12 protein-coding genes are annotated in these 14,084 nt (G+C 64.7%); 1 reads left to right on the top strand and 11 read right to left on the bottom strand.

Translation table 11 applies throughout. The annotated features are described in order from the left end of the window. Window positions 1-12: 12 nt before the first annotated feature. The 8 genes from Strain318_RS04010 to dcm all read right to left on the bottom strand — a co-directional run bounded on the left by Strain318_RS04010 (window position 13) and on the right by dcm (window position 9,474). A complete protein-coding gene (locus Strain318_RS04010; RefSeq protein WP_367887242.1) occupies window positions 13-2,730 on the bottom strand; it encodes a hybrid sensor histidine kinase/response regulator in 2,718 nt (905 codons plus the stop codon). Continuing rightward, window positions 2,727-3,119: a response regulator gene (locus tag Strain318_RS04005; protein ID WP_367887241.1), complete on the bottom strand. Its 393-nt coding sequence runs from the start codon at window positions 3,117-3,119 to the stop codon at window positions 2,727-2,729. The genes Strain318_RS04010 and Strain318_RS04005 overlap by 4 nt, the downstream gene beginning before the upstream one ends. Before the next feature lie 2 nt (window positions 3,120-3,121). After that, window positions 3,122-5,482, bottom strand: coding sequence for a PAS domain-containing protein (locus Strain318_RS04000; protein ID WP_367887240.1), 2,361 nt, complete (start codon window positions 5,480-5,482; stop codon window positions 3,122-3,124). Then, window positions 5,479-6,333 (bottom strand): PP2C family protein-serine/threonine phosphatase, encoded by an 855-nt coding sequence (locus Strain318_RS03995; protein WP_367887239.1) that lies wholly within the window; start codon window positions 6,331-6,333, stop codon window positions 5,479-5,481. Before Strain318_RS03995 ends, Strain318_RS04000 begins: the two co-directional genes overlap by 4 nt. A gap of 120 nt (window positions 6,334-6,453) precedes the next feature. Continuing rightward, on the bottom strand, window positions 6,454-7,086 hold the full coding sequence (locus tag Strain318_RS03990; protein ID WP_367887238.1) for a DUF4382 domain-containing protein: 633 nt from the start codon (window positions 7,084-7,086) through the stop codon (window positions 6,454-6,456). Window positions 7,087-7,175: 89 nt separating this feature from the next. Next, complete coding sequence (locus Strain318_RS03985) at window positions 7,176-7,706, bottom strand: dihydrofolate reductase family protein (RefSeq protein WP_367887237.1); 531 nt, start codon at window positions 7,704-7,706, stop codon at window positions 7,176-7,178. Window positions 7,707-7,722: 16 nt separating this feature from the next. Further along, window positions 7,723-8,136 (bottom strand): very short patch repair endonuclease, encoded by a 414-nt coding sequence (locus tag Strain318_RS03980; protein WP_367887236.1) that lies wholly within the window; start codon window positions 8,134-8,136, stop codon window positions 7,723-7,725. 75 nt (window positions 8,137-8,211) lie between these two features. Continuing rightward, a complete protein-coding gene (gene dcm, locus Strain318_RS03975; protein WP_367887235.1) occupies window positions 8,212-9,474 on the bottom strand; it encodes a DNA (cytosine-5-)-methyltransferase in 1,263 nt (420 codons plus the stop codon). A 54-nt stretch (window positions 9,475-9,528) separates the two neighbouring features. On the opposite strand from dcm, the gene Strain318_RS03970 reads away from it, so the two are divergent. Continuing rightward, window positions 9,529-10,866 carry an MvaI/BcnI family restriction endonuclease gene (locus tag Strain318_RS03970; protein WP_367887234.1) on the top strand — a complete coding sequence of 446 codons (1,338 nt, stop codon included), beginning with the start codon at window positions 9,529-9,531 and terminating at the stop codon, window positions 10,864-10,866. A gap of 84 nt (window positions 10,867-10,950) precedes the next feature. On the opposite strand, the gene Strain318_RS03965 is transcribed toward Strain318_RS03970, so the two are convergent. Genes Strain318_RS03965 through Strain318_RS03955 form a run of 3 tightly spaced genes read right to left on the bottom strand, consistent with a single transcriptional unit; the run spans window position 10,951 to window position 14,048 of the window. Beyond that, a complete protein-coding gene (locus tag Strain318_RS03965; RefSeq protein ID WP_367887233.1) occupies window positions 10,951-12,096 on the bottom strand; it encodes a DUF262 domain-containing protein in 1,146 nt (381 codons plus the stop codon). Window positions 12,097-12,107: 11 nt separating this feature from the next. Then, the gene (locus Strain318_RS03960; RefSeq protein WP_367887232.1) at window positions 12,108-12,857 is read right to left on the bottom strand and encodes an FRG domain-containing protein; all 750 of its coding nucleotides are present in this window, start codon (window positions 12,855-12,857) and stop codon (window positions 12,108-12,110) included. A gap of 27 nt (window positions 12,858-12,884) precedes the next feature. After that, window positions 12,885-14,048 carry a DNA cytosine methyltransferase gene (locus tag Strain318_RS03955; protein WP_367887231.1) on the bottom strand — a complete coding sequence of 388 codons (1,164 nt, stop codon included), beginning with the start codon at window positions 14,046-14,048 and terminating at the stop codon, window positions 12,885-12,887. Window positions 14,049-14,084 lie beyond the last annotated feature (36 nt).

Genomic DNA, 14,084 nt, shown 5'->3' with positions numbered 1-14,084 from the left:
GCCCGCGGCGATTCAGCGGCCGACGAGCACGCCGCGCAGGGTCGTCAGCAACGTCTCCGCCGAGAACGGCTTGGAGACGAAGAACTCGGTGGCGACCTCGAGCAGGCGCCCCGCCCCTTCGTCGGTGACGTAGCCGCTGGCGACGATGATGGGGACGTCCGCGCCCTCGGCGCGCAACGCGGCGATGAGTTCCGGACCGTCCATGCCGGGCATCGCGACGTCCGTGATGATGGCATCGAGCTCGGTGCGGTGCTCGCGCCAGCGCTCCAACGCCTCGTGGCCGTCGGCCGCGGTCGCCACGCGATAGCCATGCCGCGTGAGGATGCGATCGGCCACCGCGCGGATGCTCGGCTCGTCGTCCACGACGAGGATGAACTCTCCGTCGCCGCGCGGCAGCCGGCGTGCCGGATTCGGCGCCGAGGGTTGTTCATCGTCTGCGCCGACCAGCGGGAACCAGCACGAGAAGATGCTGCCCTTCCCGAGCTCGGATTGCAGCTGGATGGCCCCGTCGTGCCCGCGCACGATGCTCTGCACCGTGGACAGCCCGAGCCCGGTGCCGTGCCCCACGTCCTTGGTCGTGAAGAACGGCTCGAAGATGATCTCTTGGTGCTCGGGTGAGATGCCCGCGCCGCTATCGGCGACCGCGACGCGCACGTAGCGGCCGGGCGCGAGGTGGAGCTGCACCGCAGCCGCACCCGAGAGGTCTTCGCGCGAGACGACGATGCGGAGCTGGCCGCCCTTCGGCATGGCATCTCGGGCGTTGACGGCGAGGTTCATCACCACCTGGTGCAGTTGCGTCGGATCTCCCATCAGGCGGGCGGGCGCATCCGGCACTTCGACGACGATCTCGATGCGCTTGGGGAACGTCTCGCGGAGCACGGCCTCGATCTCGCGGACCACGGTCCGCGCATCCACGCGCTCCTTGCGCCCATCGAGGCCGCGGGCGAAGGACAGCACCTGCCGCACGAGGTCTGCACCGCGTCCCACGCTGCTGCGGAGGCTCTCGATGAGATCGTGCCCCTGTGGGCCCGCGAGATCGCGGAGCAGGTCCAGCGACATCATCACCGGCGCGAGGACGTTGTTCAGGTCGTGCGCAATGCCGCCCGCGAGCGTGCCGATGCTCTCCAGCCGCTGCGCCCGCAGGAACTGCTGCTCCAGGTTGCGACGGTCGGTGACGTCCGTGTTGATGGCGAGGACGGATTCCGGTTCTCCGGCGTCGTTGCGGACCAGCGTCCAGCGGCACTCGGTGACGACGCGCCGCCCATCGCGCGCGACCTGGCGCAGCGTGCCGGTCCACTCGCCCCGCGACATCAGCTCGCGCTTCGCCTCCACGAACTCGGCGGAGCCGTCGTTCACCAACTCATGCGCGTTGCGGCCGATGGCTTCGTCGGCCGTCCAGCCGTACAGGCGCTCCGCGCTCTTGTTCCAGTATAGGATCGTATCGTCGAGGCCGCGGACGAGGATCGCGTCCTGCGCCTTGTCGAGCATCGTGGCCTGCTGTGCCAGACGACGGTCGGCCTCGCGCCGCGCCGTCACGTCACGGAAGTAGACCACGAGCCCGTCGTCCGTCGGATACGCCGTGACGTCGAACCAGGTCTCGAGCGGCGTGAAGTACTCCACGAACTGCACGCGGCTGCGGGTGCGGACCGCGCGCTCGTACTCGACCTGGAACGTGCTGCCCACCGCCTCGGGGAACTCCTCCCACACGACCTTGCCGAGCAGCTCGGCACGCGAGCGGTGCAGCAAGCGCTCGCCCATCGGGTTCAGGAAGACGACGCGCCACGCGGGATCGAACATCAGGACCGCATCGGACATGCTCTCGAGCGTCTGCTGCAGCCGGAGGGCCAGGTCGCGACGCTCGCGTTGCGCACGCCGGATCTCCGTCACGTCCTGGAAGGCCCCTTGGATGCGGGACACCCGCCCCATGTCGTCCCGCACGGCCTCGCCGATCACCCGCACGTTGAGGTGCCGGCCATCGCGGCTGTGCAGTTCGAGCTCCAGGTCCCACGGCGTGCCGTCGGCGAAGCAACGCTCCACCGCCCGCCGGATGATCGGCCGATGCCGCTCCTCGTAGTACGCGATCGCCCGCTCGACATCGGGCGCCGTGCCCTCCGGCTCCCCATGGATGCGGCACACCTCGTCCGACCAGACGACGTGGCGCGCACCGCGGTCCAGCCACCAGCCCCCGAGGCGCGCGAGACGTCCCGCCATCTCGAGCTGCATCGTCGAGCGGCCGAGGCGGCGGTTCGCGTCCTCCAATTGCAGCGACTTCTCCTCCAGCTTGCGGATCAGCGCTTCGCTGTAGACCTGGAGGATCTCCTCTTGGTCGGCCACGGGCCGCCGCGGTTCCGTGTCCGAGGTGCCGCGCGAGAGCACCGCCGCGAGCTCGGCGAGGAAGTCCTCGGGTTCCGACGGCTTGAGGATGAAGGCATCCGCCCCGAGATCGCGGGCCAGCTTCGCGTCTTTCTCCTCAGTGTACGTCGCGGTGTACACGATGAACGGTGCCCGCCGCAAGGTCGCGTCGGCCTTCCAGTACCGCAGCAGCGTGTACCCGTCCATCACCGGCATGAGCAGGTCGCTGACGACGACATCGGGCGGGTGGCTGCGCGCCACCACGAGCGCCTCGGCGCCATGCCGCGCCTCATCGACCACATAGCCGTGTCCGCCCAGCAGCGCCCGGAGGTAGTAGAGGTTCTCGTCCTTGTCGTCGACGATCAGGACGCGCGTCACTGATCGGCCCGGCGCGACGGCGGGAAGCCGGCCATCGCCTCGATGGTCGCCACGAATGTGTCGGGGTCGATCGGCTTCTCGAGGTAACCGTCGCAGCCCGCAGCGAGCACCTTCTCGCGGTCGCCGACCATGGCGTACGACGTAACCGCGATAATCGGCACGCGCGCGAGCGTCGGGATGCCCCGGAGCGTGCGCGCCACCGCGTGGCCATCCATACCCGGGAGCTGGATATCCAGCAGGATGAGGTCCGGTGGCGCCGTCGTCGCGGCGTGGACGCCTGAGCGCCCATCGACGGCCATCTCCACCCGATACCCGTGGCGCTCCAGGAGGAAGGTCGCGAGGTAGCGGTTCTGCTCGTTGTCCTCGATCAGCAGGATGCGTTTGGTCACGGTCAGGAGTCGAGCCGCAGGGGGAGGACCACGGTAAAGGTACTGCCGACACCCACTTCACTCACAACCCGGATCTCCCCCTGCAGCAGCTCGCAAAGCCGCTGGCAGATCGAGAGACCGAGGCCCGTGCCTTCGTGCTGCCGCGACAGGCCGGAGTCGACCTGACGGAAGGGTTCGAAGAGCGCGGCGAGATCCCGTTCGGCGATCCCGATGCCGGTGTCCCGGACAAGGACGCGCAGCGCCGGTACCGCCGGCCCACCGGGCTCCCGGCGGTAGTCCGCAAGAGTATCGGCTCGCAGCGTAACTTGCCCGCGCTCCGTGAACTTGACGGCATTGCTGAGCAGGTTCAGCAGGACCTGCTCCACGCGGCGCCGATCGCTGTCCATCGTGAGCGGCGCCTCCGCGGCGTCCAGCCGCAATGTCAGTCCCTTGCGGTCCGCCTGCGGGCGCAGCGTCGCCATGAGGTGCTCCAGCACCGGCGGCAGGGCAAACGTCTCGGAGCGGACCTCGAGCTGGCCGGCCTCGATCTTCGAGATGTCGAGCACGTCGTTGATGAGGGCGAGCAGGTGCCGTGCGCTGTTGCGGACCATGTCGAGTTGCCGACGCTGTTCGTCATTGAGCGGCCCCGCGAGCTGCTGCAGCAGGATGCCGGTGAAGCCGATGATCGAGTTGAGCGGCGTCCGCAGTTCGTGCGACATCGTGGCGAGGAACGCCGACTTGATGCGATCGGCCGACTCGGCCCGGAGTACCGCATCGCGGAGCTCGCGCGTCCGGGTCTCGACGCGCGCCTCGAGGCCCACGTTCAAGTCGCGCAGTTCCTGCTCCTGGCGACGCCGCTGCGTCACGTCGGTCATCGTCACGAAGGCGAGGCAGGCACCGTTCTCCAGCGTCACGCAGCGGCCGGAGTAGCTCAGGCGGCGCTCGCCGGGACCGCCCCTGCGGCGCACGCGTACCTCGAAGTCGTTCAGGACCTCGCCACGGCGCACACGCGCCAGCGGCCACTGCTCCGCAGGGAGCGTGATGCCGTCCGTCGTGGCCACGTCAAAGAGCTGGGAGAACTCCGCCTGGCGCTCGCGCCCCTCGTCGGGATCGTCGAATCCGATCAGGCGCAGCGCCGCGGGATTCCAGTGCACGAAGCTCGCATCGGGATCGGTGATGATCAGGCCTTCCTTCAGGTTCTCGACCACGACCTCGAGGCGGGTGCGCAGCGCGGCCAGCTCCTGCTCCATCCGCTTGCGGGGCGTGATATCGATCGCCACGCCACCGAGGTACCGCTCGCCGACCGAGTTGCGGAACGGGAACTTGACGGTGTTCCACCATCGCGGCTGCCCGCCGTACTCGGTGCGATCCTCGGGGATGTGCACGGGCGCGTCGCTGCGCATGACCTCGACGTCGGTCGCGCGGATGCGTGCCGCGACATCGGCCGGCACGAGCTCTTCGGCGCGATGGCCGATGAAGCGCTCGCGATCGAGCCCGAACGCGGCGCTCCACGCGCGGTTCATCCAGAGGTGGCGCCCCTGCTCGTCGGTCACCCACGCGATCGCCGGCGCCGCCTCCATGAACGCCACGAAGCGGTTCTCCGACTCGTGCAGCGCCTGCTCCGTGCGCGCCCGACTGATCGCGATCGACGCGAGCTGCGTGGCGACGTCGATGAGGCGACGATGGTCCGGCGTGGGCAGCGCGACGCGGCGGTAGTACATGGCGAAGGTGCCCAGCACGCGTCCTTCGGCATCGAAGATGGGCGTCGACCAGGAGGCCCGCAGGCCATGCGGGAGCGCCAAGTCCTTGTACGCGGCCCAGCGCGGATCCGTGGCGATGTCCTCCACGTACACGGGCTCGCGCGTGAACGCTGCCGTGCCGCAACTGCCGGCCATCGGGCCGATGGGCGAGCCGTCGATGGCTTCCATGTACTCGGGAGGCAAACTCGGCCCGGCGCCGTGCCGCACGGTCTTACCGTCGACGTTGAGCAGCAGCACGGAGCACTGCATGCCGGGCGCCTGACCCTCGATGAACCGCACGATCTCCTCGAGCGAGGTGCGCAGGGCCGACCCGTGCGCGACCCCCTCGAGGATGCGTTGCTGCCCGGCGACAAGCTGGTCGTGGCGCTGCCGTTCCGCCGCCTCGCGGCTTACGACCGTCCCGATGAGTCTCCGCATCAGCAACCACAACAACGCCGAGGTCACCGCGACGAAGGCGAGCCCCTTGTAGACGCTGAGGGCGACCAACTGGGCGGGATCGCGCACCAACTGGCCCAGCAGCGCGTCCGAGAAGTAGATCCAGAGCGCGGCAAACACCGCGTAGGAGAGCGTGACCGTCTGCAGCGGCCGCTGCAGGCGATCCGCCAGCGTCCGCCGCGAACTCATCCGCGTCCTGGCTTCGGCGCCGTGCGGCCGACGACGATCGTGATGTTATCGGACCCGCCGCCGTCGAGCGCCTCCTGCAGCAGTTGCTCCGCCGCCTGCTTGGCGCTGGTCATCGACCCTAGGACCTCGGCGATGCGCGCGTCACTCACGTGCTTGGTGAGCCCGTCGCTGCACATGAGGTGCGCAGTGCCCCACTCCGACCGCAGGCGCGTCACCACCGGCGTAGCTTCGTCTCCGCCGATGGCCGAGGACAGTACGTGCGCCAGTTTGGTCTTCTGCGCCGCCTCCGCGGTGAGGACGCCGCGGTCGACGAGATCCTGTGCGACCGTCTGGTCGCGCGAAACCTGCGTCAGCGTACCGTCGCGGTAGAGGTAGTAGCGGGAATCCCCCACCTGCACCAGGTAGTAGGTGGGCCACACGCCCATGTAGATCGTGAGCGTGGTCGCCATCTGCCCATGCCCGTCGGCGGCCGCGCGATCCTTCACGGCCTGGTGCGCGCGCATCGCCGCGGCCACCAACTCGCGCTCGAACTCGTCCGTGCCCGCCTCGGCCCGGTAATAGCAGTCGGTGCTCTCTCCGAGATAATGGAGCACCGCCTCCAGGGCCGTCGCGCTGGCCTCTTCGCCACTCTCGAGCCCGCCGACACCGTCCGCCACCATGGCGACGAAGGCCAGGCGATCCTCGCGCGCGGTCACGGCCTCGATCGACAGACTGGTCGAGAGCACGCGGATCCGCTTGTGAATCGCGGCGAGCAAGAAATGATCTTCGTTCACGGGCCGGACCTTGCCCGGATGGGTGAGCCCGTACACGTCGATCTCGTCATCGAACGGCTTGCGTGGCGCCTGCGTCATACCGGGGGCTCCGACGAATCAGGGTCCGGCCCCAAGATGGGGGCCGGACCCTGATCTCGCTATACCATCAGAGGGCGGATTGGCGCCTGCGGCCTGGGCTGGCCCCCGGCAGCCCTCGTGTTACGGTGCCGTCGACGGCAGCTCGCCGCGCAGCACCGGCGACATCACCCACATGCCCGATCCGCCGGCGAGCCGGCCGAAGCTCTGGGCCACGTCGAAATCCACGACCAGCGACACCGTCCCGTCGTCGGCCACGACCAAGGCATCGTTCGGCAGCGTCACCTTGAGTCCACTCTGCGCAAAGCTCGGCATCTGGAGAGTCCCCGTCACGACCGCGCCCGCCGGCAACGCGGCGTAGCTCGGGCTCGACGCGTAGATCTGCGTCGTACCGCCTTCGCCTTCCACGACGATGTAGGCCCCACTGATGACAAATCGCAGTTGGCCGTAGCGACCCGCCGGGATCTCGACGCCTTCGATGAGCGCCTGCGTGGAGTCCACCAACGTGAGCAGGTCGGTGGTCACGTCTTCCTCACGCAGGATGATGCGACCGCTGGCGTCGTTGGAGTCCGCCTGCAGGTAGATGCGATCGATGGTCACGACCGCCGACAGCACATCGCCGGGCGCGTCGGTGAGATACAGGTTCAGCGTGCCGGAGCCGAGACCGGTAGGCGAATCACATGCGGCGACGCCGGCGAGCAACCCGGCGGCGGCCGTCAGCGACAAGATCGTGGAACGAAGCGTCGAGCGTGACATCACAGTCTCCCGTGGAGAGGTTCATGCGAGAGACTGCAGCGTTGGCGCGATGCGTCACCGCTGCGACGCGCCCGAACGCGTGATGCTCGTCACAGCGCGCGATACTCGCTCTGCACCAGCCCCGAGGGATACGCCTGCGTGCGCACGTGCGCGAAGCGAACATCTCGCTCGACGGCACCGAAAAGCGGGAGACCGGTGCCCAGTACCACCGGTACGCGCGTGACGATGAGGCGTTCGATCAGCCCGGCGCGCAGGAAGCGCTGGATCGTGACGCCGCCGTCGATGTACAGATGCTGCCAGCCGCGCTCGGCGCAGGCCGCCATGATCTCCGCGGGTTCGCCGGCCATCGCGACAATCCTGCCCGCGAGCTCGGGCGCAATGCGCACCTGGCCGCTACTGAGCACCACCACGGGCTTCTCGAACGGCCACGCACCGAAGGTGAGGACCGTCTCGTAGGTGTTGCGACCCATGACGATGGCATCGATACCCGCCATGAACGCGGAGTAGCCGTGATCGTCCACGTCCGCGTCGCCGCTGGGTTGCGGGAGCCAATCGATGCCGCCGTCCAGGCGGGCGATGTATCCGTCGAGCGAGGTCGCGATGAAGACGTGTGCTGGCATAGTGGTCTGCGGTTAGTCACCGGATAGCGCGCCGGCGTTGCTGCAGGACGCGCACCAATCTGCGCAGCGGGGCCTCTCGCTTGAGCTCACACTCCCAGATCACGTGCACGTGCCAGCCGGCCGCCTTCAAGAAGTAACGCACGCGCCGGTCTCGCGCACGGTTGGCCTCGAACTTCCGCTGCCAGAACGCGGCGCGGGTCTTCGGCTTGCTGGTCTGGCAGGAATGCGCGTGCCAGAAGCAGCCGTGTACGAAGACGACGGTCTTGATGCCGCCGAGCACGATGTCAGGGCGTCCGGGTAGGTCGCGATGGTGCAAACGAAACCGCAGGCCTGCGGCGTGGATGGCGCGGCGGACCTGCAGTTCCGGCTTGGTGTCCTTGCCGCGGATGGCGGCCATGATGCGGCTGCGGACGGCGGAAACGCGGGGCATCAGCGAAAGCTATTGCAGTCACGACAAGAACACCGCGAGCCTCCTCAAGACGTCATAGAAACCGTGCCGTCGATGCTACCCTGCCGCTAGCTCCATCTCCTGTTGCTTCAGCGGGAAGAGCTCCGGACGCAGCAACCTCGGAACCAACTCCTTCGCGATTGCCCGAACCACCGGCACTGCCACGGAGTTTCCTAACTGCCGATAAGCCTGAGTGTCGGAGACCGGAATCTTCATGCGACTCCCCTCGCGAGTCTCAAAGCCCATCAGACGAGCACATTCTCGCGGCGTCAGTCGCCGCGGGTTCTTGCCCTGCTGCCCGATCAAGATCTCGCTGCCGTCCTTGTGATACCGTGCGGACAGGGTGCGCGCGACATCCTCCGGACCGAACACGGAGCAGCCAAAGCCATTGCCCTTGTCACGATGCTTCGCGGCATACGCCTGCAGGTACTGCCACAAGTGATCGCTCAGGGTGTACCGCTCGTGAACGACGGTCCTCCCACGCACAACCTTCGTGAACGGCGCCTCTGGCTCTTCGTCTGCCGAATGCAGGATGTCACCGAGCTTTGGCTTCTTCTTCGGCACCTTGATCGAGTCGAAGTCGAAGTGGACCTTCATCGAGCGTCTGAAGCCGACCAGGAACACGCGTTCACGCCGCTGCGGCACCCACGAGGCCGCCGAAATCACCTTCGGCTCTACGCGGTATCCAAGCTCACTCAGCGCGCCCATAATCACCGTAAAGGTTCGTCCTCCATCGTGGCTCTGGAGATTCTTCACATTCTCAAGCAAGAACGCCTTCGGCCGCTTCGCCTTAAGGATTTCTACGATATTGAAAAACAGCGTGCCCTGAGTCTTGTCGAGGAAGCCGTGCGCCCGGCCTAGGCTGTTCTTCTTCGAGACTCCCGCCAGGCTGAACGGCTGGCAGGGAAACCCCGCAAGCAACAAATCGTGGTTGGGTACCTCTGACGGATCCTTCTGGGTGATGTCACCCCAGATTTCGTGGCCATCCGGAAAGTTCGCCGTGTATGTGCGCGCGGCGTGCGCATCCCACTCGGAAGTGAAGACACATCTGCCATTCAGCTCCTCGAAGGGTCGCCGGAGGCCGCCGACGCCAGCGAACAAGTCGATGAATGTGAAATCGGGCTGGCGCGGACGCTCGTCTCGTGCTAGCTCATCCTCAATGCCCTTGATGACTCCCCACTTTGGCACCGACTCTCCCGCCACCCATCGCCGCACCGTCCGCGGCTGCACGCCGGCTCGTTCGGCCAGTTCCGCTTGGGTCCAAAAGCGGAGCGCGTGGTGCACCGTACGCAGTGCCGGGTTTTCTTCGGCGGGAGACATAGAGGTCAATATGTCCTCATTTTCTCCCGCCGTCAAGGGTTAGCGGAGGGCTGTTTGAGCGCGCTTTCACTCGCTGCTGCGAAGCAGATGCTTCGCGACCACGGAGCTCGCCGAATTTACGCGAAGGCGCTGGCACCGAACGACAACAGCAAGAACCAGGTCTACCTCGGCGGCGACTTCGAAGTGCTGCAGGTCATTCCGGGTGGCGAACCCGTTCCGGGTGTCAGCGGTACGCACGGCGAACCGATCTTCAAGTCGGCGCTGACGTTCTCGTGGCTCGACGACGAGGGTCGTGCCTTCCCCGCTCCGGCGGCTCAACTCATCCTCTATCCGCAGTATCCCGAAGTACGGATGTCTGGATTCCTTCGGGGAGCTCAGTGGGCACCGAATGATGTGCTTACCGTGCGAGACAAAGGACGTGTGCTGCTGCTCGGCGTCACGGCGACTGACCAGATCCTTGGTATCGCCGCAGGCGCCGCCACTTCGCTGGCGCACGAGATACGTGCGCTCGGCGACTTGCCAACCATCGGCGTTCTACTTGACCTCGGCGTTCCCGGCGGCCTTAGCGCGAAGGAAACGACGCACGAACTCTTGCGGCGCGTCGACGCGATCTCGAAGAAGGGATGGATCGAGTCATGGCGTCTCCTCCCGGATGGAAGTCGAGCCCCGTGCACCGGCAGCAACTGCGGCGGGGTCACGCTGGAATCGGAACTCGGCATTCTTGCCAACGGCCGGGCGGAGCCGGATTTCCTCGGCTGGGAGGTGAAATCGGCAACGGTGGCCAACCTCAGCCAGCCACGCATCGGTACCGTAACGCTGATGACACCGGAGCCCACAGGCGGCTTCTATCGGTCTGAAGGCGTGGAGGCTTTCGTACGAAGGTTCGGCTACCCTGACAAACTGGGCAGGCCGAAGAGGCTGAATTTCGGCGGCATACATAAGTTTGGCGTTACGCACGCGAGCACCGGGCTGCGACTGACCGTAAATGGGTTCGATGTGGAAAGCGAAACGCTCGTCCGCGCTGACGGCGCACTCGAACTCTTGGACCCGACTGGCATCGTTGCAGCATCGTGGTCTTTTTCCCCGCTCCTCGCGCACTGGAACAGCAAGCACGCTCACGCCGCATACGTACCCTCGGTTCGGCGGAACCACCCGAGCCGCTCGTACGCGTACGGCGCATCGACACTACTCGCGGAGGGTACGAGCTTTCTGTCGTTCCTGCTCGCCGTTGTTCGAGGCGCAGTGTACTACGATCCGGGAATCAAGCTCGAGACTACCGACACCGGAACTCGCACTAAGCGGCGGAGCCAGTGGCGCATCTCAGGTCGCGAGCTTGGAACACTCTATCGGTCCTTTGGCTGGTACAGCGCGGTCAACACCGCGCGATCGTAGCTGCGCGCGCCGTTCCAGCAACTTGTACGTCTGCCTCACTCCCCTGTGTCCTGTCTCGATTCAGCCACTCCGGCGGCAGACCAATCAGGCAGTCACCTTCCTTTCTAGCTCCTTCGGAAGTCGCTCACGAAACTGCGAGTCGCGCAGGAACGCTTGAAGAATCTTGAAGCGGTACTCCAATGCCTGCCCGTCGTTCGGGCTTTGCATCAGTCGGTCAAAGATCGCGAGATCCTGTCTTACGGTGCGCTCTCCCCCAGCCGTTTCGCCCCGCGCGATTGCGGCCTGCTGAGCGCGAAGCACGGACCGGTTGTGACGGCGGAGCGCATCGAATTCAACCAAGCGTGACCGTACCATCAGACTCGAGCCGGTCGCCCGCTTCTCCTCGAGCAGGAACGCCATGAAATAGACCGTGACCAAGCCGACAGATGAGAGCAACTCATCTTGTTCCTCGAAGACCGAGGCCATCCGATCCAGAGTGTGACTCACACGACTCAAAAGTCGGCGAGCCTCTGCCAATCGAACAGGGCGACCCTTTGTATCACGATACTGCCGCACGAAGTCATCGAGATCGCGACGTTTCGTTGCTACAAACTGACCAGCGTGCGCCAGGTAAAGGAACTTGGCTGCCAAGTCATACTGGCGGTATCGGCTATTCTCGATTGGGAGATGTCTTCGGAAGAACCTGTGGCGCTTCACGAGCCTTCTGATTATCGGCGGAATCGCACCACCGATCGCATTGCGCTTCTCCGGTGCATTCAGAGGTACGGCCTCGTTCAACCTAGAGAACAGCTCCTCGATGACTTCTTCCTCGTCGGTCTCGATAACAACCACATCAAGCGACGCCTTTGAGAACCGAGCCGCAAGCGCAGGTTGCTCCTTTGAGAGCTGCCGATACCCCATTCCGGCCGCAGCGTCTTCGTTCTTGTTGGCGGTTGCATCTAGGAAATCAAGACTGAGATCAAAGTCGCCGTCTCGAAATCCGCGAACGGTCTCCAGACGCTGCTTGCCATCAACGATGGCGTAGCGCGCAGACGAACCCCCACTTCTACTCAGCAGGTGGAAATACAACTTTGGAACGTCGTACCCATTGATGAGGGAATCAACAAAAAGCTGTCGCTTCTCGATGCTCCAAATTCCGGACTGTCGCTGGTAGTCCGGCTCAAGGTTGAACTTCTCCATCTCACCAATGAGATGCTCCACCGTGGATTGCTCGGAAGGCATCTTGGTCATCCGAAATCGACTCATCGAGCCCCTCCCACTGCAAGGCTTTGAAGCTCTGGATACAGCGAAAGCCGACTGTATCCGAGCAACTGAAGCGCACTACGAATCCGCGTCTTCGCTCCAGCCGGAACTCGAACGCGCGCGAGGAGCGAGTCATCGCGGATAGCGTCGAGCGCAACCGGGTTGCGATGGGTAACCGTGAACACCCCTTGCTGAGCAACCAGACGGGGGAACGAACGCGGAGCAATGAATGCAAGCGGCTGAAACAACACGTCGTCCGGTGAGGTCTTCACGGATTCTATCGTGTATGAGTCCAGAGTGACATCTAGCCCGGCACAGTGGATCTGTCGGCCCGAACCCGCCAGTTCATTGAGACGAACTGGATCGAGGCACCAAACCACCCCTCCGCGATTGTCGTTCTCCGGCTTCTCCACTGCGAAGTAGAGTGCGACCAGCGCACTCTCGGACCAGTCGAGCAGCCGAGTGTCTATACCGTAGTGTCGCATGTAAAACATCCAATCCCACGCGGAAAGCGACGAATGCGGCAGGAATGCGGAGGCATTCTGCCGAAAACGCTGATATAGCCCCCATTCTCGCTGGACGGTCGATCCAGCTCGCGAGATAGATGGCAGCAAGGACCCACGCTTCCGAGCCTTGCCCTCACCTCTGAACCAGTGATTCGCCAGACTCGCGAATCTGCCTCCCTTCTCAAAGAGTGCTACGAATTGCGCGAGGCTGGACACACTCTCGTCGGCCCAATAGAAGCTCATTTCGTGCTCCGAACGTCGTTCGTCTCCCTATGCGGCCCCTGCACGCTTCACATCAATCAGCGAGCGAGCCACGCTCTCGACAACGGCTTTCGCGAGTTTGACCGGGACGGCGTTGCCAATTTGCCTGAATGCACGCGACCACGAAGGTGCGAACTCGTAGCCGTCGGGGAAGTCCTGCAATCTTGCGGCCTCCCGGACCGTCAGGTATCGAACACGGCCGTTCGTAGGATGTCGAAGTGTATTCTCGCCCCCAGGAACTCCGTGAACTCCGGCCTTGATCGTTTTTGAAGGCCAATCCACGTCGCTACCAGAGTGACCAGGGTACGTCCTAGCCCCGCCCACGAACACGTGCTGCAGGCTAGGAATACCTGACGATCGCGGGTCTGGCAGTCCTTTGAGGCAATCACGGACTGTTACCCACGGCTCATGGGTGCAGCCTGCGACCTCGCAAGAACGATTGGCCCGACGTCGCTCAGCTGTTCTTCGAACCCTGATTCCGTGTCGGCGCCAGTACGCGCCGTCGTCGACTTGCGCTCGAATCAGCGCCGACGCGCAGTGGGTCCTGACCGGGGGCGACCATTCAACATCCTCATCGTTCCGGAACGCGACGATGAAGACGCGCTGCCTAACTTGGGCGCTTCCGAAGTCGGCTGCATTGAGAAGAACTGGGGGATAGACGGTGTACCCTTTTGCTCTGTTCCTGCCAGATCGGCCCCGGGCAGCGCCACGGTCACTTCCAACGATCTGGAGAAGTTGAGGAGAAGAAAGCCACTCGAGCAGCTGATTCCTATACTGCAGGAACTTCGGTCGAATCAGGCCTTGTACGTTCTCGATAACAATCGCCCGCGGCTGTATCTGTGCGATCGCTCGGACCACATGTGCGAATAGGTTCCTAGCATCGTCTGGCCCTCTGTGGCTACCAGCTAGGGACCAAGGCTGGCATGGTGCACCGGCGAGCAGGATATCTGCGCGTCCCTTGAAATCGCTGAAATCGACGGACTCGACATTCTCATCTCGAATCGAGTTCGGATGAATCCCATGCACGCCTATGGCATTGCGTCGAAGGGTTGCACACGCTTCCACGTCGTTATCAAACAACGCTATGGGGCGAATACCCGCCCAGCTTGCACCGAGCGAGAGCCCACCTGCTCCCGCAAAGAGCTCAATCGCCGAAAGACTCGTATTCGCCAAAGCGGAATCTCCGCATCGTTTGCGATTGGGGGACCG

The sequence above is a fragment of the Pseudogemmatithrix spongiicola genome (genome assembly GCF_030623445.1).
Lineage (GTDB): Bacteria > Gemmatimonadota > Gemmatimonadetes > Gemmatimonadales > Gemmatimonadaceae > Pseudogemmatithrix > Pseudogemmatithrix spongiicola.
This window is presented reverse-complemented; position numbering and strand designations above follow the sequence as displayed.

Excerpts from the sequence above, each read along its gene's own strand:
- Strain318_RS04000 (WP_367887240.1), bottom strand. The coding sequence starts at position 5,482 with ATGAGTTCGCGGCGGACGCTGGCGGATCGCCTGCAGCGGCCGCTGCAG.
- Strain318_RS03995 (WP_367887239.1), bottom strand. The coding sequence starts at position 6,333 with ATGACGCAGGCGCCACGCAAGCCGTTCGATGACGAGATCGACGTGTAC.
- Strain318_RS03990 (WP_367887238.1), bottom strand. The coding sequence starts at position 7,086 with ATGTCACGCTCGACGCTTCGTTCCACGATCTTGTCGCTGACGGCCGCC.
- Strain318_RS03985 (WP_367887237.1), bottom strand. The coding sequence starts at position 7,706 with ATGCCAGCACACGTCTTCATCGCGACCTCGCTCGACGGATACATCGCC.
- Strain318_RS03980 (WP_367887236.1), bottom strand. The coding sequence starts at position 8,136 with ATGCCCCGCGTTTCCGCCGTCCGCAGCCGCATCATGGCCGCCATCCGC.
- dcm (WP_367887235.1), bottom strand. The coding sequence starts at position 9,474 with ATGTCTCCCGCCGAAGAAAACCCGGCACTGCGTACGGTGCACCACGCG.
- Strain318_RS03965 (WP_367887233.1), bottom strand. The coding sequence starts at position 12,096 with ATGACCAAGATGCCTTCCGAGCAATCCACGGTGGAGCATCTCATTGGT.
- Strain318_RS03960 (WP_367887232.1), bottom strand. The coding sequence starts at position 12,857 with ATGAGCTTCTATTGGGCCGACGAGAGTGTGTCCAGCCTCGCGCAATTC.